The organism is Rania fehmarnensis (genome assembly GCF_056494185.1).
Genome location: NZ_CM151398.1, coordinates 7,812,725 through 7,834,931, shown reverse-complemented (window position 1 = coordinate 7,834,931; position 22,207 = coordinate 7,812,725). Strand labels below are relative to the sequence as shown.

The window sequence follows — 22,207 nt, the reverse complement described above, 5'->3', positions numbered from 1 at the left end:
ACCTTAACCCCACAACCCGCGAAAAGCTCTCCTCATGAATTCGCCTCGCGTCCCGACGGTAGCCATTACCGATTGGACATTTCCAGATCTGTCGGTCGAAGAATCCATTATCAACGCCGCTGGCGTGCGCATGGTAGCCAATCGCTGCCAGAGTGAACAAGAGCTGGTCGCGCTTTGCGCGGATGCCGACGCGGTGATTACTCAGTTTGCCAAATTGAATAGCCAGGTTGTTCAAGCCATGCAGCGAGCTTCAGCCATCGTGCGCTACGGCATTGGCGTCGACAACGTCGATGTGGAAGCGGCCAAACAGGCTGATATTCCAGTATGCAACATTCCCGATTACTGCGTTGATGAAGTTGCCGATCATACGCTGGCGTTCTTGTTAGCCACTACGCGGCAAGTGGTCAGCAATACGCTGCATGTGCGTGGCGGAAAGTGGGGCATGGCCACGCCGCTAGGCAATATGCAAGCGCTCAAGTATCTGACGATCGGTGTGGTGGGTTTCGGCCGCATCGGCCGGGAAGTGGTGCGACGACTGATCGCTTTCAAAGCCCGCGTGCTGGTGCTCGATCCGCTGGCCCAACCGGAAGATGTGCGAGCCTGCGGTGCAGAACTCGTTACCTCGATCGCATCTCTTTTGCCGCAGTGTGATGTGCTGACGCTGCACTGTCCTTCACTGCCAACCACACGGCGCATGATCAATACCCAGTCGCTTGCCGCCATGAAGCCGGGAGCCATTCTGATCAATGTCAGCCGCGGTGACCTGGTCGAAAGCGCAGCGCTGGTGGCTGCACTGGAGTCGAAACAATTGTCGGCAGCGGCGCTGGATGTGTTTGATCCCGAACCGATTCCGGAAGAGAGTCCATTGAGAGCGATGCCCAACGTGATCCTGGCCGCGCATATCGCATCGGCCAGTCCCTCGGCAGTAATGACGCTGCGTCAGACGGCCGCTCGCCTGGCGGTCATGGCCATCCAAGGCGAACCACTGCCGAGTATCGTTAACGGTGTCTCCGCTGCCAGGCGCTTGTCATGAGCTCTGCCTCCAACGCGGACATCCAACTGGGTTCCATTCAACGCCAAGCGGCCATGCGACTGCTGCCGCTGATCGTCTTGCTGTATATCGTTTCGTATCTCGATCGAGCCAACGTCGCCTTTGCCAAGCTGCGTATGCGCGAGGATTTAAACTTCTCTGAAGAGGTTTTTGGTTTCGGCATCGGGATCTTCTTCATCGGCTACTTGCTGCTGGAAATACCCGGGGCATTGCTGGTGGAACACTGGAGTGCGCGCAAGTGGTTTACTCGCATTTTGGTTACCTGGGGTCTGATTTCCGCGGGCACAGCCTTCGTCCAAACCGAAACTCAGTTCTATGTCGCGCGGTTTGCACTGGGCGTAGCAGAAGCTGGTTTCTTTCCCGGCATCATTGTTTATTTCACGCATTGGTTTACCCGTAAGGCTCGAGCCCGGGCGTTGTCGGGGTTGATCCTGGCCGTACCATTCAGCCTGGCACTGGGCGCGCCCGTCTCGGCGCTGCTGTTAGATGTAAAGTGGTTGGGACTGGAAGGCTGGCAATGGCTATTCATCATCGAAGGCATGCCGGCCGTGCTGTTAGGTATCGTAACCTGGTTCATGTTGCCCGACCGCCCCCGCGACGTGGACTGGCTGAGCACTGAAGAGAAAGAGTTATTGGAAACCACGCTCGAGAGAGAGCGTAACGAGCAACTGTCCAATCATCTCTCGATCGCTCAAGTATTGAGACTACCGAATGTTTGGTTTTTGGCTCTAGGCATCTTCGCTACCAACACTGGTGGTTATGCGCTAACGATATGGCTGCCGAGCATGATCAAGTCGCTGTCTGGCGGCTCGGATCGTCAAGCCTTATTTTACAGCTGCCTGTTCTATAGTTTTGGACTGCTAAGTGTCTTCGTTTCTGGCCAATCATCGGATCGAACTGGCGATCGCAAATTTCATTGTATGGCTGGCCAAATCGGGACAGGTATATTTTTGATATTGAGCACGCTACCGGGTCAGTCTTTCGGCATGATCATGGTATGGCTGTGTTTGACAGCGCTGACTGCACACTTTTGGCAAACTCCCTTTTGGACGTTGCCGACAATCACTCTGTCCGCTTCCGCCGCAGCGGTGGCCATTGGCGTGATCAATATGAGCGCGAACTTCGCTGGTTATGTGGGCAACCATGCAACCGGCTGGCTACAACATAATGGCTTTGGCGATCGTAACTGCTTGATCTTTCTGGGCATTTGTTTCATCGTAGGAGCAACGCTGATCGCCTTTGTCAAAGTCCCCAAATTCCAATCCTAATGTGGCATAGGCTTCCAGCCTGTGTGCCCCGTAATGTGTCATAGGCTTCCAGCCTGTGAACTCCGTGGTGTGGCATAGGCTTCCAGCCTGTGTACTCCAGTAGTTTATTTTTTTGTTCCCTAACCTCGGTCCACTCATGTCACTCGCGACAGCGCCTGCAACCGTGTCTATCATGCCTGACAAAGCTCAGTTGTTACAACTCTATCGCACGATGCTGATCATACGCAGTGTCGAAGAGCGATTGGCCAAAGCGCACCAGCAAGGTCTCATTCATGGGGCCTGTCACACGTATGTGGGTCAAGAAGCGATCGCTACCGGTGTGTGCGCTCACCTAAGGGCCGACGATACGATCTTCAGCACACATCGTGGACACGGCCATGCGTTGGCCAAAGGCCTGGCACCCGAGGCGCTCATGGCCGAGCTATATGGTCGCGAAGGCGGTTGCTCGCGCGGGCGTGGCGGCAGCATGCACTTGTTTGCGCCTGAAATTGGATTGATGGGTACCAGCGGAATTGTGGGCCCGTGCATACTGCAAGCGGCCGGGGCTGGCTATAGTTCACGCATCAAGAACTCGGGCCAGGTCGCCGTAGCCTTCTTTGGCGATGGTGCCGTTAACAATGGTGCCTTTCATGAGGGCCTGAACATGGCCAGCATTTGGAAGCTGCCGGTCCTGTTTGTCTGCGAGAATAATCAGTTTGCCACCGAAGTGCCCTTTGCCGAAGCCGCGGGCAACCCCAGCGTGGCCGCACGCGGACAAGCCTATGGCCTGCCGTCAGTCGAACTGGATGGCAACGATGTGCTGGCCATCAGCCAGGCAGCGCAGGAGGCGGTCGCGCGAGCCAGAAGCGGTGAAGGCAGTACGCTACTGGAATGCAAGACCTACCGCACGCGACCACATGCAGAAGGTATGGGCGACTTTACCTATCGCACGCGACAAGACGTTGATCAGTGGAAGCTGCGCTGTCCGATTCAGCGATTCAAGCAACACATCCTTGCAGCTACCGTAGCCGCTAGTTCTGAACTGGAAGCCATCGAGCGGGAAATTGCTGAGCTGACCGAGGTCGCCCACAATCGTGCGGCCGCCAGCCCGTATCCGCCAGCTGAGTCTGCCACAACGCACGTATACTTCGAAAGCGCACACGGTCTCAAGAAAGACGCGAACACCAGCCCCAAGGCTGCGCCGCCGCAGAGTTCAGCAACCACACGCGAATTGACTTATATGAAAGCCACGCTGGAAGTTCTCACGACGGAGATGGCACGCAATCCGCATATCTTTGTGTTGGGTGAAGGCATTGGCAAACGCGGTGGCAACTTTGCCACCACCACGGGACTCTACGCGCTCTACGGCCCCGAACGTCTACGAGACACGCCGATCTGTGAACGCGGATTTGTTGGCCTGGCAGGTGGAGCCGCGATGACGGGCACACGACCGGTCGTCGATTTTATGTTTGCTGACTTTGTGTTGGATGCCGTAGGCGAGATCATCAATCAGATCGCCAAGATCCAATATATGAGCAGCGGGCGAATTAGTATGCCTATCTTGCTGCGCGGTTGTATCGGGATAGGACACTCCGCGGCCACGCATCATTCGGGCAGCTACTACAGCATGTATGCCAACATACCGGGCCTGCGGGTGGTCGTGCCGTCCAACGCCGCCGATGCCAAAGGCTTGCTGCAGACAGCGCTGACCTGCCAAGATCCGGTGCTGTTCTTGGAACATCGTGAACTGCTAGCCACCAAATGCCAGGTGCCTGAAGGCGACTACGCGATCGAGTTTGGACAGGCCGCTATTGCTCGCAGCGGTCGCGATGTGACGGTCGTGGCTTTGGCCCTGATGGTACACAAGAGTCTCGCGGCGGCCGAGCGATTGGCGAAAGAAGGCGTTTCCGTCGAAGTGGTCGACCCACGCACGGTGGCTCCCCTGGATATTCAGACGATCATTCAGTCCGTCGCCAAGACGGGACGACTATTGATAATCGACGAAGCTTTCGCCCCCTGCGGTGTAGCCGGCGAGATTGCCGCTGCCATCGCCGAAAATGCATTCGATGAACTGGACGCTCCCATCCGGCGACTGACCGGTGTGCATACACCCACGCCGTACAGCCCCACACTGGAATCAGCCGTCGTGCCTTCTACGGACGCCATCGCAGACGCCATTCGCCAATTGGTTCGCGAGTGATAGCTTACGTATCAGCTACTTTGCATTATATATCAACTAATTTACTTTATATATAAATTATACGAGTTCATGACCGAGACGACGTTGATTGAAATCCGCTTGCCGCGTTTAGGATGGTCGATGGAGGAAGGTACATTCGTGGGCTGGCTGAAGTCGCCTGGTGACCTCGTGCGCGCCGGTGAGCCCCTGTTTGCGCTGGAGAACGACAAAGCGACTCAGGATGTTGAAGCCATCGACAGCGGCACCTTGAAACTGGCTGATGATCCTCCGCAATCCGGACAGACATTGCCAGTGGGCGCACTCCTGGGCTACTTGATCTCCACCGGTCCAGCTTCTGCAAGTCACAGCGATACCAGTCCAGCAACATCGCAGCCCGCGGTTTCACAGCCGCCAACGTCGCAGCCGTTGAATTCGCAGCCCGCTGCCCCGCTGGCAAGTGCTCCTCCACAACTAACTCCACAACCACAGGTATCAACTCCCGCGACAGGCCAGTTCGCAGCCCGAGCCGTCATGGCTAGCCCGCGCGCTCGGCGACTGGCCGCTGAGCACAACGTGGATCTGTCTAGCTTAACACCCAGCGGTACCAGCGGGCGCATCGCAGAAAAGGATGTCCGCGCTGCCCTGGTCGACGCATCGCCTGTACCGATTGGTACTCCAGCTACCGGTCAATCAATTGCACCGTTCCGCCGCACGATTGCCCAGCGGATGCTGGCCAGTCAACAACACACGGCGCCCGTGACTTTAGTCGCGACCATCGACGCCGCTAGTCTGGTGGCCACGCGTTCGCAGTTAAAAGCCGAAACATCTACCGCAGCGGTACCGTCTTACACCGATATCGTGATCAAGCATTGTGCTCGCGCCCTGGCCATGCATCCGCACCTGGCATCGCGCTGGCAAGACGACCAGGTTATAGCGGCTGAGAGTCTCGATATTGGATTTGCAGTCGACACGGATTATGGTTTGGCCGTGCCGGTTGTGCGAAGTGTCGATCAGTTATCGTTGGCTGAATTGGCAGCTCGTTCGCGGCAATTGATCACTGCGGCACTGGATCGCCGCTTGCAGAGCCAAGATCTGGTTGGTGGAGTGTTTACGGTGACCAATCTGGGTAGCTTTGGCATCGATGCCTTTACACCTATCATCAACTATCCCCAGTGCGCCATTCTGGGTTTGGGAGCCATCAATCGCGAACCGGTGGTCTTGGCTGACGGTACTTTAGGAGTCGGCTGGCGGATGACCTTGTCGTTGACCTTCGATCATCGAATTGTCGATGGGGCTCCCGCTGCGCGATTCCTGCAAACATTGCGTCAGCTGCTGGAAGCTTAGGCGTCCACCGTCTGGCGACGGCGACTTGTAGCCATCGCCGCCAGGCGGTGGATGATCGTGTGGTGATGCTTCCACCGTCTGGCGACGGTGGCTACGGTGACGGTGGCTACGGTGACGCTACAGAATGGCCAGTGGATTTTTGGGTCCATCCAGCGTTCCACGCGTGACGCCCACGCGATTGTCGGCGCGCAGCGTTCGCCAGACTTCGCCACCGGAGCGCTGGCCGGCCAGCAGTTCGCGATAAAGACTGATCAACTTTTCAGTCTGCTCCAAAGAGGTATCGCGCAGCAATTCAATGCGGTAATACTTCAGTCCCAGCGCTTTCAGATCGGGCACAATCTCGGCCCCGCTCTGGGCTTGCGCGTTGTAGAGCGTATTGCGGCAACCGATGTCGGCGTGCAATACGTGCTCCATACCGACGCGATCCTTCAACTTTACATCGTGCCGATCACAAGGACGACCGCAGTCGCTCTTGTTGCGTCCAGGCGAGAGCGTACTGCAGAAGACGCAATGCTCCATGTGGAACATGGGCATATGTTGATGAATGACCACTTCCATCCAGTCGCTAGGCACAAATCCCGCCAGCTGGATCAACTGTGCACGATTCAGATCGTACGATAACGTGAAACGTCGAGCTCCCCAGTCCATGATCTGCCGTGCGGTAAGTGGATTGGCTACGTTGAGCGAAAAGTCAGCCACAAACGGGATGTTCGCCTGGCGCGCGTACTCCACGGCTGCCAGACTGCGGACTAGCCACATGGAGGCACCACTCTTTTGCAACATGCGAAAGAGCCCATCTTCACCGGGCTTGTGGATCCGCAGCGTAGCCACCATCAACTCGGCCTGATGCGAGTCGGCCAGGCGTACGGCTTCGGCGTATTGCCTGAGATCATGGAAGTCAGCGATGACCGATGTGATGCCACAGGCCAACGCTTGCTGGAGCTGGACCAGCGAACGGCATAATACGACCAGCTGTTCCGATGAAGTTTGTTCCGACGTGGTTTGCTCCGCAGGAGTCATCGTCGATGTTAGCTGGGCATCCTCTTCGGCGGCTGCTTCCAATTCTATGACTTCGTCCAGCAGTCGATTAACGACTACAGGTTCGGCGCAGGTGCGTGGTGCGATAAGTGTACGAGCCGCATCGAGCTGGTCGATCAATTGCTTACGCATCGCCCCTAAAACGCTCAGCGGAACCATCGGCTGGCCATGAATCGTGGCTCTTAATTCGTTCAGTTGATAAACCGAACCACCCAAGCGTTCCAACTGCTCGCGCAATTTTTCGATTGATAAGGGGTGCTTGAGGGCTACAGCTGGGGTGTGCGTGGAATTGACGACTACGGTGATGCCGTCTGAACACCTGGCCTGTAGTTGGAGTGGTTGGCCGACGTCGATCGTCATCTCAATATCGATAGGCACGCGTTTATGGGCATCCGCTGCTTCGAAGCTGGCTCGCAAACGTTTGCCTAGTCGTGGATCATCGGTCTTCCAAACTAGTTTGCCGATCAATGCCGAACTTTCTGTGGCGTTCAAGGTGCCGCGTTGCAGATACACGTCGACGGCGCCGACGGAACTAGTGTCTACTTTGAATCCATCCACTGCCAGTTCGTAGATGCGACCGCCAATTTCCTTGCCTGCAAAGCGATCACCTTCCAGTACGATCCCATCGCCAATCGATAGTGGGATAGCGGAATCGATGCGCAGTACGTCTCCGCGCACTTCGGTTATGGGACCGAGCAAGACACCACGTTTGGCACTGGATAGTCCGGGTACCAGGCGTTTGTGATCGCAACCTTCCAACCAACCAGGCGAAAATCCGCGCGAGAAGCTGAGCTCCATTTCTACTTGTTCATCACGCGTCATGCGTTGGGGTTGTCCGGCCAGGGCAGAATCGATAGCTACTCGATAGTGCTGGCAGATGTTGGCCACGTATTCAGGCGTTTTTAGTCGCCCTTCGATCTTCAGGCTCGAGATACCAGCTGCGATCATCTCTGGTACATAATCGTACGCCGCCAGGTCTTGAGGACTGAGCAAGTATTTCATATCGCCCAGTTCGCGCGGTTGATCATCGCAGATCAGCTCGTATGGCAAGCGACAGGCTTGAGCACACTGACCTCGATTGGCGCTGCGGCCTCCAAATGATTCACTGGTCAAGCATTGGCCGCTATAGGCCACACACAGCGCACCGTGCACAAAAGCTTCGAGCGGCAGTACCGATTCCGCCGCAATCTGGCGAATCTCCTTTATTGACAGTTCTCGGGCTAGCACAACGCGTCGGACGCCCAACTGAGCCGCCATGCGCACGGCCGCGGCTGAGGTGACGGTCATCTGCGTACTGGCGTGCACTTCCAGTTCGGGGCAGAGCTCGCGCAGCAGGTTGGCTACACCCAAATCTTGTACCAGCACCGCATCGATGCCGGCCTCAATCAGTTGCCGCACATGTTCTTCCAGCCGCGGTAACTCGTCGGTAAAGACCAGCGTATTGAGCGTGACATAGCCGCGGACCGCCTGGCGATGCAGCATTTGCATCAGCTTGGGCAGTTGGTCCATATGGAAATTGGTAGCTCGAGCCCGGGCATTAAAGCCGACATCGAGCCCAAAATAGATAGCGTCGGCTCCATTTTCGACCGCCGCCCGCGCACAATCCCAGTCGCCAGCCGGGGCCAGCAATTCAACGTTTTCAGGTACTCGAGCCGTAGCGGTAGCAGCAGTGGATTTCATCCAATCAGTTATAAGTGCGGGGGGGCCATTACGGAAGCCGCCGTAGCGGAAGCCGTCAAGGCTTTCGTGTCCTCAATGTCCCCCGTAGCGGAAGCCGTCAAGGCTTTCGTCGTAGAAGCGTCCAACGCGAAAACGAAATGCTTGACGCACTCCGCTACGAGGAAGAACGAAATGCTTGACGCATTCCGCTACGAGGATTGGCGCGGTCGGTCAATTTGGTAGTTGAAATAGGCGGCACAGGCGCCTTCGCTGGAGACCATGGTGGCACCCAGTGGGTGGCGCGGGGTGCACTCTTTACCGAAAGCGGCACATTGATTCGGTTTGAGTTGGCCGATTAGCACTTCGCCTGCTCGGCAAAGCGATGACTCGCGGGTACAGATCGAGGTAGTTTCAAACTTGTAAGCTGCATCCCATGAGCGATACTCGCTGCGCAAGGTCAGGCCGCTTCCAGGAATGTTACCGATGCCGCGCCACGTGCGATCGCAGACTTCAAAGACTTCTTGCATCACTGACTGCGCAGCTGTATTGCCTTCAGCACTGACCACACGTGCATACGCATTTTCGACGTGATGCTGGCCACGCTCTAGTTGCAATACGGTTCGACGAATTCCTTCGAGCAAATCGAGCGGTTCAAAACCGGTGACGACAATCGGGATCTGGTAACGTGCGCACAGCGGCGGATACTCATGGTAGCCAGTAACGCAGCAGACATGCCCGGCCGCCAAACACGCTTGCACTCGATTGCCGGGACTCTCCATGATGGCGGCGATGGCTGGTGGTACCAGCACATGCGAAACCAACATCGAAAAGTTGGTGATACCTTGTTGCCTGGCAAGGTGAACGGCCATGGCATTGGCTGGGGCCGTTGTCTCGAAGCCGATGGCCAAGAAAACAACTTCGCGAGTCGGATTGTCGCGTGCAAGTTTCAACGCATCCAGTGGCGAATAAACGACGCGTACATCACCACCAGCTCCTTTGACTTGTAACAGGTCGTCGCACGAACCCGGCACGCGCAGCATATCACCAAAGGAACAGAAGATGACATTCGGTCGAGCGGCGATACTGAGTGCCTGATCGATCACAGCCACAGGCGTAACACACACCGGACAACCCGGGCCATGGATCATCTCGATTTCAGGTGGCATCAGCTGATCGAGCCCATTGCGCATAATCGAATGCGTTTGGCCGCCGCAAATTTCCATAATCGCCCAGCGGCGCGTGGTGATGTTGCGAATCTGTTCGATCAGCCGTTCAGCGGTGGTGGCGTCGCGATACTCGGTCAAGTGTTTCATGATACATCGGTCGCTCGCAATTCTTCCAACTGCTCTTCCAAGAGTCCCAATTCGGCGAAGGTCTTGAGCGTCTGCTCCGCGGTGGCTTCGTCAATCTTGCTGAGAGCAAACCCAACGTGCACGATGGTGTAATCGCCGACATTCAAATCTGGCAAATACGCCAGGCATACATCTTTGACAACACCTCCAAAGTTGACCCGGCCCATGCGCGTGCCACGCTCTTCGTAGATGCTCTCAACGCGTCCAGGAACTGCCAGGCACATGGTTCATCCTCTACTTTTATTATGAATCAAGTCACCAAAGAGCGCGCGACAATCCCAAATCATAACACGGTTATTGCCCGAATCGGCAATCGCCATGCGGCCACCACGAAAGGAAAGCCCATAGGGCCAACACAATGTGTCATGCCGCACGCTCTGCCAACGATTCTCACCGGCCGCTGCGAAATCGATCTGACCAATAACATCTAGCGCACTGGTGGTAGCACAGGCTTCCAGCCTGTGAACTGTGGCATAGGCTTCCAGCCTGTGAGCTGTGGCATAGGCTTCTAGCCTGTGAGAGCAAGTGTCTGCCTTTGCGGTGGAAGCGGTGGAGATTGACACAGGCTGGAAGCCTATGCCACAGGACACAGGCTTCCAGCCTATGCCACAGCCACAGTCACACATGTACAGCAACACGCGGTTGTTGGCGGTATCGGCTACTGCGAGCACATCTTCGCATACATCAACGGCGTAGGGGAAACGCAGGCCGGTTGCAGATTGATTGGCATAGGGCCACTCTTTGGAGGACTGCATATCGGCTTGACCCAATACCCAATCGGCAGGTCGGTCCTGGGTAACTGGCATATGCCAACCTAATACACGATGGTTGCCTGCGTCGGCTACCCACACGTAGCGACCGTTGCCGGCTATGTCGTGTGCCCAACGAAACGAGTTGCCGGTCACGGCTCCACCGCGGTTCTCATCGCGATCCGAGGGACTTGACTGGCCCAGCACAAAATCCGCTGGGCAATCATGTTCAGGTAGATGGTTCCATACCAGCACACGGCGATTGCCGGTATCAGCCACCCACAGTTGATCACCAATGGCGGTCAGGCCGTATGGCCAATTCAGCGTTGCCAGCGATGGAGTTCCGCCGCGATTAGCTGCGATTGAATTCAGATCCGGTTGACCCAGAGCGTAATCGGGTGGCGTGCCACTTTTGACAGGCACTTTGTTCCACACCAGGATCCGATGATGCCAGGCATCGGCTACTAGTAGCTTGCCGCCGGCCACGATGACACCTGTGGGCAGGTGCAATCCAGCTTCACGCGGGCCTTCGCTGACCCAGTCGTCTTGTCCCAAAACAACATCGGCCGGTGTATGATCACTCTGTGGACCACCGGTCCAGATCATGACGCGATGGTTGCCTGAATCGCAGACAATCAATCGCTGGTCATCCAGCCACACGCCGCGTGGGCCATACAGCGTGGCTGCCGTTGGCGCCGCATCGGGCAAGGCCAGGCCAAAAGTGGCGGGCGCACCTAACCATACATCAGGTCGACATGCCAAAGCCGGTTGAGCGTGCGGGCCGCTTGGTTCAGCCGATGGCTTCGAAATGCGAACTGTGGGACAGTTAACATCTTCATAAGTTGAATGGATTGGATTCATGATTCGGGCCGCACCCAAATGCGACCATCGATCACGCGCAGAGGAAAAGCTTCTAATTGGCACTGCGGTGCCGACATACATTCACCTGTACTGGCGCAAAACTGAAAACCATGCCAGGGGCAAGTCAAAGTATCACCGCTGCGATCGAGCAGGCCACCATCCAGCGGCAGCCCTTGGTGAGCGCATGAATTGCGATAGGCTTTCAATCCATCATCGGTAGGCACGATCAAGATCTGGTCTTTGTCTGCGCTGAACTCGAATGGCCGGGCAGGATCGACTTCGTCCACCAGTGGCCCGGCCACCCAGCCATGATCGCTATCGGGACTGGTGGGCGTGGTAGATACATGGGGCGAGCCGAGTTGCGGACTGATCGAAACCAGCGCAGATTGAGCAGATGGTGAGTCATCGACTACTTGAACGCCTAAGATCTCCGGCAAGTGTTGCTTGAGCGACTCTTCGACTGTATTGCGCAGCGTGATGGTTGACATCGAGCAACCCTGGCAGTTGCCGATCAAACGCACATACACAATCTTGTCGCGCACATCTTCGAGAATGCAATCACCGCCGTGCGATTTCATATAAGGTCGCACCATCTCTAAGACACGACTGGCTTGGGTGCGCAAATCGGCGCGGATCAGGGAGTGCATGGCCAGCAGCGCATAGACGGCGGGTTCATCGACCAGGTCGAATAACAGCTCCTTGCCGCGCGGGTCCGCCTTCAGTCGTTTGACGATTTGCGTCAGACCGATCTTATGAAACTCTTCGATGGCGGCTTTCAAGGTCATGGCTTTGGCTCGCTGCTCAGCCGGCAGGGTCTGCACTTCGGCAACTGCCTGGTCAACCTTGTGGGCAACGGCCTCCAGCGAATCAGCTTGATCGAGTGTTGAAGAGCCGTCGTCGGTGTGTGAGTTGTGAGAATTGTGTGACTGAGGCGTAATCGACATTATGCTTCTCCCCACTGGACCGGTTGATAACTGGCATGTTGTTGGAGGGCTTCGATCGTTTTCTGGACCAGTAAGTCGCGTAGCAATTGCCTAGCCAAAGCGACCAGCAGCGTTTCGACTGTGTGGCTACCGTTGGTTGCGCCCGTTAGTTGATCGATCGTTAGTTGTTTGCGTCCCAAAGCGCGAAGAATAAAGCAGGCCCCGTCGATGTTGTCGAGTAAGAACTCGCTCATGACTGCCTCGATGAAACCATCCAGCCACACCAGCTCGCTGGCTGGGTTGGACTGCAGTTGTTCCAGGGCTCGTTCCGGGCCGCGACAGCGGAGCTCAATACGTTCGACGAATCGCTCGACAGCGGTTTGCAGGAAGAAGTCAAATTGTTGACGTTGATAGTTATCCATGCGCTTAGTTTTATCCGGCTATGTTTTCGGAACCCTGCGATCCTGTCAGAACTTGCTCTGTCACGACTTGGGTCTCGCGGGCCAAGTGCACTTGTTCCATGAGTTCGTGAGCCGCTTGAGCTTGTTCGGTTTGATGGTGGCACTGGAACAGTTTGTAAGCTTCGCTGAGATTCTCCATGGCTGGTTTGAAGATGCCCAAATGGGCTAGCGCATTGGCTTGATTAAGCAGTACCAGCGCGTATGCTACGGGATCGCGATCACGGGTGCGCACGCCCAAGACTTGTTCGTACAGTTCCACGGCAGAGACCAGGTTCTCTTGTGGATGTGAGGTCGGCAGATAGACCAGCGCGCTGGCCAGGTTCATGCTAATCGACGCCCACAGTTCGATATCCGATTCGGGCTGGAGTACATCGAGCGCGCGTCGAAAGGACTGGACGGCAATGGCCGAGCGGAGTTGATGGGATGTTTCGACTTGTGGCATCGAGAGATACGCCAGCCCCAAGTTGTTTTGTAGCAGCGCATAGGAATTAGGACGCGACTGGGCATCAACGCCCATCCGCAGAGCGGCTTGATAAGCAGCGATCGCTTCCAGCAAGCGACTGCGATCACCAGCGGCGGACTGCTGCAAGGTTATACCAAGCTTCATCCAGAGTTCAGCCAGAAAGCCGGTCAACTGACAACCTTCCGCCCAAGTGATCGCTTGGCGCAATTCTTGAACTACCCACGCATCGGCCTGGGCACCTGTGCTTTGGGCCGCGTCACAGTGTTCGACCATTAGCAGCGCAGCCAGCACATGCGAGTGTGGCATGGCTGCCGCGATGGCAGTTTTGAGCGTATTGCGAGCCGCTGCTCGATTGCCGGCTTCCACTTCCGCGGCAGCTTTTACCGCCAGGGCATGTGCGAGCAACTCACCATCAACTGCCCAATCGTCGGGCAGTTGATCGACCAGGCCTACCGAGTAGGCAGCGACCTTTAGCAGCTCTTTCAGATGAGGATCTTGTAACTGAGCACAACACATGAGCAATCGATCCAGTGTGCTTTCAAGGACGAACTCATTGTAGAGCCATATGTCGCGTTCTCGAGTTTCGCTGGTGGCCTGGCGTTGCCGTACCAGTTTCAATGCCTCATCGATACGATTGTCTGCAGCCACTTTGAAGAAGCGCCACCGATCGGGCAGGTCCACCGACAAATCACCGAGCATCAATGCTTGTAAGGCGGTACGCAGAGTCAAGCTATCGACTTCGTCGGATAAATCGGGCAACAATAGATGCGACGCTGGGTAAGCGAAAATGCCGATGGGTTGCGGTCGCAATGTTATCACGCTAATGCCTCTTGATGGCTGGATTCACATCGGCTCAGATCCATACGCAAGGCGCCGGCCGCCGGATCCCAATAAGCGGGCCAATGCCCAACGGGAATCGAACTGAACTGAAACACCTCGGCCAGCAACACCGCGCGATCCCCCTGGGCATTGCGTTGTTTGAGCAAGAAACCACCTGCCGCTGGTCCGCGCGTGGGCAGCAACCATAACTCACCGTCGCGATGCAAGGCGACCAACGAACCTTCAGGAAAGAAACGCTCGGCTTGCGGCCGGCTCATTCGCAAGTAGCCGTCGGGAGTTATCTCGTAAGTCGCCTTGTCCATCATCGAGTCGCTCGCAGTGGAAGGACACAATAATTCTGCCAAGCGATCGATGGCCTGGCTGACTCGGGGTGTTAGTTCGGCACCATGCTGGTCAGACTTGGCTTCGATCAGATAGACAGTTATCCGCCGAGGATAATCCTCTTTCAATAACCAGCGGGCAAACGCTAGGGCATGATCCCAACGAAAAGAGTGCAGGTTGATTCCCGTCAGCGGCGGCAGTTGCTCGAGTTCTTTTCCTGGCACTTCGTACAAAGTACCGGGCGGGCTGTCAGGATCACCGGTGGTGCACGCGTCTACCAGGATGACATGTTCTACACCACGCATTTGAAAAGCGACGTCCATGCCTCCAGTTCCGCCATCGGCACAGTGCATGCCTTCGGGCAAACCGCGTTGCCATAGTCTGCGCACCAACACCGGACCAGCTGCATCGTCCCCGCGCAGCAAGTTACCGCAGCCGATGACCAGCACACGGGCATGACTGCGAATCGGTATGGATGGATCGAAGTTCATATAAGCGCAAATGAAATTGGCCAACTCAAGTCAATGAGCGCGCCTGTTCGAGGTTGTACAAATTATGCATGCACCAACTATTCTGCTAAGCACGTGGACACATCCAATTCGGGATTAGGGCACAAACAGGAATCGAGGATAGTGGTTGGCACAGACCATATTCGAGTGAATAACACTTAGTGAGCTTAACAATTCCAATTAAAGCTTGGAGGCATTGGTGGATGGAGATCCTAGCTGCTACGAGGGTGGGGCTGCTTGTCAGTAATGGTGTCAAGTTCGTAGGCTTTTGGCTGGAGAAAATGGGCCCTGATTACAGATTCGGTTTGATATGAGGATCGCTGGCGGCCTGGCGGTAGTCCCGCACCAACGCAAATCCGTCCGCAGAGCTGCCCATATTTTCTTTCTTAGAATCTTTTGTTCGTTCGGGGCTCAATGTGCCCTGACACGAAGAGTGCCCTAATCCCGAATTGGATGTGTCCACGTGCTTAGCTACGCGCCTTCGCCCATGCGGAAGCGGGCTAGTTGTTTGCCGGTCTTGGCGTCATAGGTATGGACGGTGCATACCAGGCACGAATCGTAGGAACGAGCAACGTGTCCCATTTCGACAGGGTCGGTTGGGTCAACGATACTGGCACCTATGAACGATTGTTCCATCGGGCCGTGAACTTGGGCCGCGTCTTGGGGACCGATATTCCAGGCTGTAGGCGTAATCACCTGGTAGTTTTCGATGCGTCCGTTCTCCAGCACGATCCAATCCGAGAGCGAGCCGCGAGCTGCTTCGGTGGAACCAAAACCTTTGCCCGAGGGCGCCTCGTAGGGTTTCGTATAAAACTTGTCATGCAAATCAATTTCGCTGAGCCACTTCTGGGCCAGCTTGTAGTATTTGCAGGCTTCGTGCATGCGAGCCATCACACGCACCAGCACATTGGGGCCGTCGCTCTTGATCGCATCCAAGAACAGTGGATCATGGTCTTGATGCGTGGCAGCGCCAGGACGGCCAGCGATCACTTGACGAGCCAGTGGTCCAGCTTCTAGCGGACTGGAGCCAAGGCCAGGTATTTCATAGCGCGGAGACTTGGCCCAACTGTATTTCTGCTGCTTGTGCCCTTCGGCCGGATCGATGGGCTCGGTCTTGCCTTCCCACGGATGCAAATAGGTCGTGCCTTTGTAGAACGAATGAGCAGTGGACTCGCGTACATTTAAATGATCGAAATCGTGATACGCCTGACCATCGTAGACGCCCGCGCGATTGATGAGGGCCGCATTGCGACCATCGATGGTTGGTTTCTCATACAGCGATGGTTCGAAGTAAGTACCGGTGGCCAAGAAGCGTCCGCAGCCGTGCCCGAATTTGTCCAGACCGATCGCTTTGGAGAAACGCAAGAACAGTCCGCAGTCGGAATTCCGCTGCTGGTCGTTCTCGTCAGCCCACTTCCATACATCAGCCCAAGTCTTGTTTTCCATCCAACGTTCGATGGAACAACCTAGCCACAATTTCTCCAGCCATTCGCGCTTCCAATAATCGAGAATCGCAATCGAGCGGGTGACATCCGATAGATTTGGCGCGCACATAACGCCGCCAGGAATCATGAAACTGGAGTGCGGCCACTGGCCACCGAAGATCGCGTAGACTTCCACCGGCTTGCCGGAGAGCGTCACACCGATTTCGTAACTTGTACCGACAAAGGGCGCAAAGCGTTTGACGACTTCTGCGTATCCGGGGGTCTTGGCGTAATTCTTGTTGGTTAAATCGATCGCGAAGAGCGCATAGAACCAGCGGGGAATCGATTGCAGGGTCTCGCAACACTGGGCGATGTTGCGCACCAGCGTCGCATTGCGTGGCACGTGAGTTTGCCAGGCAGTGTCCAGCGCATAACACGCTTTGTACAAGTGACTGCCGCCGCAGATACCGCAAATGCGCGGCGTAACGATCAGCCCAGCTTGCGGATCTTTGCCTTTGAGGATGATCTCAAAGCCACGAAACATGCTGGCTTCGGTCCAGGCATTGGTAACAACGCCACCGGTGACTTCGATCTTTAGATCGAGGTCGCCTTCCACACGACCCAGCGGACTTATGCGCATGGGTGTAGCTGGGGCAATGGCTGTAGCCATCCTTCATACTCCTTGGCGACGAGACGAGAGTGAGACAAAAGTTGCTGGGAAGTGTCAAACAAAATCAAACAACAAACAGATCTTCTTTGGACCACTTGGGGGCGGCCACGCGGGCCGCTGCTGCATGAGCCATGTAAGTCACATGATCTGTGCCTTCAGGGACATCTTTGGGAATGATGCCTCCGACCTTCTGGGTTTTGAAAACAGTCCCGGGTGCCAGATCATAGAACGGGAACTCGGGCTCGGTGCAACCTGTGCAGGGCATACCGGCCCGCGTCTTGGATGACTGTCGATTCCACAGAATTCGATTGCACGGTGAATGTGTCATAGGACCACGACATCCAAATTCATAGAACAGGCATCCCGTGCGCGTGCCTTGACCAAACTCCATGGTCGACTGTTTGTACTCAAAGAATTGGACGCGGGTGCAACCGGTTTGCGTGAAGGTCTTGAAGAACGTTTGCGGTCGTTGCAAGTTGTCGAGCGCAATATCTCCAGCCCGACCACTGGCTATGGCCACCAGGATCTGCGTCACCCAATCGGGATGACACGGGCAGCCAGGTATATTGACCACGGGCAAGCCCCACTTGGATCTAAAGTCACTGCCTAGAAAACCACCATGCGCGCGCTTGAGAAACTGCAAACCAATACTGTCGGTAGGATTGGGCGCGTTGGCCGGTATGCCGCCCCAACAGGCACAGTCACCCAGGGCCACCACCGCGCCAGCTTGAGCGGCTAACTCGCGGACCCAGTCTTTCATCGGGCGATCGGCGAACATATTGAAGCGACCGGTCCCAGAGGGGCCCATAATCACCGTACCTTCGAAGACGAAGATATCCAGCGAGCGGCGGCCACTGGCCAGATCCTTGAGCATGCTCTGGACATTGTTGCCCATCTCCACGCCCAGCGAAGGATGCCACAGCACATCAATGCCAAAGTCGGTCACCAGGTCACAGGCACTGGGCTCTTCCGCGTTCAAGAACGACATCGTGTTGCCGCTACAGGCTCCGCCTTGCAGCCACAGTAAAGACGCCATGACGACCTCCGCAGATTAGATGAAGACGACATCAAAGCGGAGTCAGATTCCTCCGCCATCCATATTGCGGATGGTTATCGCCCTTTGCGGCCACGGAGGGAATAGCACGAACTATGTATTTTGTACAGCAGCATCGCTTCGGCGGACAAAGGAGGCCGATGTCAGTCGGCTGGACCGGCCATCTCTTCCAAGAGCTGGCCGACCAACTTTCGCAGCTTGGGCTCGAGTTGCTGGCCGCACTGAACGACCTCGGCGTGTGAAGTTCCGTGAGCTTGATCGGTACAGGCGACGTTGGTAATGACGGACATGGCCAAGACGCGCATGCCTGCCTGACGCGCCGCCAACACTTCTGGAATCGTGCTCATACCTACAGCATCGCCGCCCATCGAGCGAAACATGCGATATTCGGCTCGAGTTTCGTAGGTCGGTCCGAGCGTCGAGATGTAGGTGCCGCGTTGCAAGTTGATCTCCAGGCCCAGCGCAATTCGTCGAGCCTGATCCATCAGTATCGAGTCGTAGGTTTCGGCATGTTGACGCAGTGAACCACAAAACGCTTGCGGTGGGACATCCTGCGGCACTGGGAAATTCTCAGCCGCATCCACCTGGCTGTGATGACGTGGCCACAAGCAATCGATGTGTTGATCAACAAGCATCAAATCACCAGGACGATAACGTGGATTCAAACCACCGGCGGCATTGGTGACGACCAATGCTTTTGCGCCCAAGCCTGCCATGACACGCACCGGAAAACTCACGCTGGCCGCGGAATGTCCCTCATAGCGATGGTATCTCCCCTGCATGACCACCACGGGGACGCCCGAGAGAAACCCTAGCAACAATTGTCCTTGATGGCCAACTGCGTGAGTGGAGCGAAAATGCGGAATCTCTTCATAACCTAGGGCCGTGACATGCTGAACATCTTCGGCCAGACCACCCAGGCCACTGCCCAAGATGATAGCGACTTGAGGCTGCAACAGACGTTGACGCGAGACCCAATCCACCGACTGCTGAATCCGAGTTGTCAATGAATCCTGGCCCTCATTCGAGGCTCGGCTATTCATTCTCGGTTGCGCGTTGTTGACAATCTTGTCTGCCACCGTAGACATCTCGGCCTCTTATGAAAACAAACTTGCGTCGTTGCCAGTCGCAGGTAGCCAACGCTGCCAAGCGGTGGAGTTCGCCGCCAGCCCAGCGTCCACCGTCTGGTGACTGTGGCTACCCAGCGTCCACCGTCTGGTGACTGTGGCTACCCAGTAGTCGCACTGTGCAATCGCTCGGCCTCGTATTTCAGTACGCCGGTTACCAATGCTGACAACTTGGGCTCGGCGGCATTGGCAGTGGCAATGATCTTTTGCACGTCAGCCGGTTCTAGCGCATCTGGGAAGCAAAGATCGGTGACGACAGAGAACCCGACCACGCGCAGGCCGGCGTGGACAGCGACGACCACTTCCGGTACGGTCGACATGCCGACTACATCGGCCCCAATCGCACGCAAGAATCGGTACTCGGCGCGCGTCTCCAGGTTCGGCCCCGCCACGGCGACAAACACACCTTTGTGCGCCACGAAATTATGGTGGCGAGCGATCTCCAACGCTTTATCCACCAGGTGTTGTTCGTATGGTTGACACATATCGGGAAAGCGTGGACCCAAGCGGTCATCGTTGATGCCGATCAGCGGGTTATCACCCATCAGATTGATATGGTCTTCGATCACTACGATGTCGCCGCCTTTGTAGTAGGGATTCATCCCACCGGCTGCATTGGAAACGACCAACAACTGTGCACCCATGTGCTTCATCACCCGCACAGGCAGGGTGATCTTCTTCAGCGAGTAACCTTCGTACATATGAAAACGGCCTTCCATGGCCATGACGGGCAACCCGCAAAGGTTGCCACACACCAGCCGTCCACGATGGCTGATCGCAGTAGATTTCGGAAAATGAGGAATCAGCTGGTAATCGATCGCAGCTTCGACCTCAATTTGATTGACTAACTGGCCCAGACCGGTGCCTAAAATGATGCCCGCATGTGGATCGCGATTCCATTGACTGCGAATGAACTGACACGCGTCCAGAACCTGGTCGTATAACTCGAGCATTATTGATGCAGCAATCCCTGGGAGTACGAGCTCAAACCACACACTTGCTTTAGCGGTGTGACAAGAGCAGGCATTAAACCAAGTTTCACGCGCAAGTTCAATAAGTGAACGAACGACTTGTTGGTTCTTCAGCCGTACAGCATCGGTTCACGTGGTGGTTGACCGCGCGATGGTTTTAGAGTAACCAAGCGGGTCGCCTGCAAAGCTAGCAGACTAAGATAGGCGGGATTGAGCAGCATGTAACGTTTCCATAGTCGCAGCGGCTCACGCGTAAAGCGATACAACCATTCCAGACCACGGTCCTGCATCCAGCGCGGCGCTTGAGCCAACTGGCCGGCATGAAAAGCAAAAGCCGCTCCCACTGCTAACACTGGCATCGACAATTGATCTTTGAATTCAAAAGCCCACACCTCTTGCCGTGGACAACCAATTCCGACCATGGTGATTTGAGCACCGCTCTGTTTGATTTCGGCCACTAGATCCTGCCCTTCAGCCGGCGTCAAGCGACGAAACATGGAAGGTCGCTGACCTACGATCTTCAAGCCTGGAAAACGTTCCGTCAAATTGCTGGCCAGCAATGCCAACGTTTGCGCGTTGCTGCCAAACAAGAACACGCTCAGTCCATTGGCCGCAGCTGCCTGACATACTTTCAACATCAAGTTGGGACCATAGACGCGATCGGGCAATCCGACTCGATGCAACAAGTTCATGGCCCATCGCACCGGTTGGCCGTCGGGGACCACCAATTCCAATTGATTCAGCCGATAACAATGTTCGCGATCCGAAACGCCAGTCATCACCCCATGGACCGCCAGCGCACTGACGCCCAAAGGTTGTTGGTTCTGCGCAGCGGCCACGATTTTCGCCACCGCTGCTTCGTAATCGACCGCAGCGATCTGTATGCCCAGCAAATTGACTTTGCCTTGATCGATCATTGGATTACTCGGCAACTAACGTTGATGGAGCTGCTACTGCGGGACTGTCGAGGCTCGACTGCACATGGCGACAGTACGGGCGACCATCTAATCGAGCTGCCGCTTCGCCTTGCGTTTCAACATCGAAGCATCGCGTGATCTGCTGCAAGAATTTGATCAGGCGCTTACGTTTGACTTGACCGGTAGATTTCATCCCTGGAAAGAACGCCAAGTCTTGTTCATCATCACCGCCCAAAAAATCCAGTGGGTGCAACAGCATCGAAGGCTCGATGCGCCACAGTCGGCACAGTCGCAGGGACGTTGCCAGATAGAACCTTGCTAGTAGCTCAGATTTCTCGGCGGCAAACTGCAAATACGAAAAGTGGAATGGTGTACGAAACAGCGGCATCACCGTAACGGGCATCATCCACAGACTGGGTGAACCAACCGGCAGCGGAAAGGGATAATTTTTGCCTAACATTGCATCAAACGACCCAAACAGTTTTTCACGTCCTTTGCGCTGTTCGGCTTTCAGTCCAGTTTTGAAGAAGTAGTAGGCGCGTGCCAAAGGGCCAACACAGCTGTTCAATTGCGAGGCACAGAAGCGATATCCGCGCTCGCACAACAGCTGGTGCACCAACGGCGAATCGCTGTAACCAGGTCCGCGAAAACCCAACGAATGCTGACCATCCAGCCGGCCGAGCAGCTCGTCAGTCTTGTCAAGTTCATAAGCGATCTTGTCGCGATCATACAGATGCAACCATGGTTCATGATGGAAGGAGTGATTGCCCAGGTCATGCCCAGCCCGCGTCAGTCCCTTGACTGCGGCCACATCTCGATCGCTCAGCAAATCTTGACCGACCACAAAGATCGTGGCATGCACGGCGGCTTGCGCCAGTACGCTTTCGATGTGCGCGCAGGCAGTCGGCAAGTATGAGGGAAACTCTTTCCACGCGGGCTTGTTAGCGGTCTTCAAATACGACCACTTATTATCCAGATCCAAAGACAGATTTAACATCAAACTTTTTTCCGCAATTGGAGCAGTAGCGAGCTCAAAATCTGAACGCG

18 protein-coding genes are annotated in these 22,207 nt (G+C 55.8%); 4 read left to right on the top strand and 14 right to left on the bottom strand.

The annotated features are described in order from the left end of the window. The first annotated feature begins 34 nt into the window (after positions 1-34). The 4 genes from SH573x_RS26725 to SH573x_RS26710 all read left to right on the top strand — a co-directional run bounded on the left by SH573x_RS26725 (position 35) and on the right by SH573x_RS26710 (position 5,821). The gene (locus SH573x_RS26725) at positions 35-1,033 is read left to right on the top strand and encodes a C-terminal binding protein (RefSeq protein ID WP_479351113.1); all 999 of its coding nucleotides are present in this window, start codon (positions 35-37) and stop codon (positions 1,031-1,033) included. Further along, the gene (locus SH573x_RS26720) at positions 1,030-2,319 is read left to right on the top strand and encodes an MFS transporter (RefSeq protein WP_479351112.1); all 1,290 of its coding nucleotides are present in this window, start codon (positions 1,030-1,032) and stop codon (positions 2,317-2,319) included. The genes SH573x_RS26725 and SH573x_RS26720 overlap by 4 nt, the downstream gene beginning before the upstream one ends. A 136-nt stretch (positions 2,320-2,455) precedes the next feature. Then, a complete protein-coding gene (locus tag SH573x_RS26715; RefSeq protein ID WP_479351111.1) occupies positions 2,456-4,498 on the top strand; it encodes an alpha-ketoacid dehydrogenase subunit alpha/beta in 2,043 nt (680 codons plus the stop codon). 69 nt (positions 4,499-4,567) lie between these two features. After that, complete coding sequence (locus SH573x_RS26710) at positions 4,568-5,821, top strand: dihydrolipoamide acetyltransferase family protein (RefSeq protein WP_479351110.1); 1,254 nt, start codon at positions 4,568-4,570, stop codon at positions 5,819-5,821. A gap of 117 nt (positions 5,822-5,938) precedes the next feature. On the opposite strand, the gene SH573x_RS26705 is transcribed toward SH573x_RS26710, so the two are convergent. The 14 genes from SH573x_RS26705 to SH573x_RS26640 form a co-directional block, all read right to left on the bottom strand. Next, positions 5,939-8,539, bottom strand: a complete 2,601-nt coding sequence (locus SH573x_RS26705) for a U32 family peptidase (RefSeq protein ID WP_479351109.1) — start codon at positions 8,537-8,539, stop codon at positions 5,939-5,941. 188 nt (positions 8,540-8,727) lie between these two features. Then, on the bottom strand, positions 8,728-9,831 hold the full coding sequence (gene hypD / locus SH573x_RS26700; protein WP_479351108.1) for a hydrogenase formation protein HypD: 1,104 nt from the start codon (positions 9,829-9,831) through the stop codon (positions 8,728-8,730). Continuing rightward, entirely contained in the window at positions 9,828-10,094 is a 267-nt protein-coding gene (locus SH573x_RS26695) for a HypC/HybG/HupF family hydrogenase formation chaperone (protein ID WP_479351107.1), read from the bottom strand. Before SH573x_RS26695 ends, hypD begins: the two co-directional genes overlap by 4 nt. Positions 10,095-10,097: 3 nt before the next feature. Next, entirely contained in the window at positions 10,098-11,480 is a 1,383-nt protein-coding gene (locus tag SH573x_RS26690; RefSeq protein ID WP_479351106.1) for an NHL repeat-containing protein, read from the bottom strand. Beyond that, positions 11,477-12,424: a NifU family protein gene (locus SH573x_RS26685; protein ID WP_479351105.1), complete on the bottom strand. Its 948-nt coding sequence runs from the start codon at positions 12,422-12,424 to the stop codon at positions 11,477-11,479. Before SH573x_RS26685 ends, SH573x_RS26690 begins: the two co-directional genes overlap by 4 nt. Beyond that, positions 12,424-12,825 (bottom strand): hypothetical protein, encoded by a 402-nt coding sequence (locus tag SH573x_RS26680; protein ID WP_479351104.1) that lies wholly within the window; start codon positions 12,823-12,825, stop codon positions 12,424-12,426. Before SH573x_RS26680 ends, SH573x_RS26685 begins: the two co-directional genes overlap by 1 nt. 10 nt (positions 12,826-12,835) lie before the next feature. Continuing rightward, positions 12,836-14,146, bottom strand: coding sequence for a tetratricopeptide repeat protein (locus tag SH573x_RS26675; RefSeq protein WP_479351103.1), 1,311 nt, complete (start codon positions 14,144-14,146; stop codon positions 12,836-12,838). Then, the gene (locus SH573x_RS26670) at positions 14,143-15,003 is read right to left on the bottom strand and encodes a hydrogenase maturation protease (RefSeq protein ID WP_479351102.1); all 861 of its coding nucleotides are present in this window, start codon (positions 15,001-15,003) and stop codon (positions 14,143-14,145) included. Before SH573x_RS26670 ends, SH573x_RS26675 begins: the two co-directional genes overlap by 4 nt. Before the next feature lie 465 nt (positions 15,004-15,468). Continuing rightward, positions 15,469-17,091, bottom strand: coding sequence for a nickel-dependent hydrogenase large subunit (locus SH573x_RS26665; RefSeq protein ID WP_479351101.1), 1,623 nt, complete (start codon positions 17,089-17,091; stop codon positions 15,469-15,471). Between the two features lie 64 nt (positions 17,092-17,155). Beyond that, positions 17,156-18,127, bottom strand: coding sequence for an NADH-quinone oxidoreductase subunit B family protein (locus tag SH573x_RS26660; protein WP_479351100.1), 972 nt, complete (start codon positions 18,125-18,127; stop codon positions 17,156-17,158). 161 nt (positions 18,128-18,288) lie between these two features. After that, positions 18,289-19,233 (bottom strand): purine-nucleoside phosphorylase, encoded by a 945-nt coding sequence (locus SH573x_RS26655; RefSeq protein WP_479351099.1) that lies wholly within the window; start codon positions 19,231-19,233, stop codon positions 18,289-18,291. Between the two features lie 140 nt (positions 19,234-19,373). Beyond that, positions 19,374-20,225: a purine-nucleoside phosphorylase gene (locus SH573x_RS26650; RefSeq protein WP_479351098.1), complete on the bottom strand. Its 852-nt coding sequence runs from the start codon at positions 20,223-20,225 to the stop codon at positions 19,374-19,376. A gap of 128 nt (positions 20,226-20,353) precedes the next feature. Next, a complete protein-coding gene (locus SH573x_RS26645; protein WP_479351097.1) occupies positions 20,354-21,160 on the bottom strand; it encodes a WecB/TagA/CpsF family glycosyltransferase in 807 nt (268 codons plus the stop codon). A gap of 4 nt (positions 21,161-21,164) precedes the next feature. After that, positions 21,165-22,157 carry a polysaccharide deacetylase family protein gene (locus SH573x_RS26640; protein WP_479351096.1) on the bottom strand — a complete coding sequence of 331 codons (993 nt, stop codon included), beginning with the start codon at positions 22,155-22,157 and terminating at the stop codon, positions 21,165-21,167. Positions 22,158-22,207: the final 50 nt, after the last annotated feature.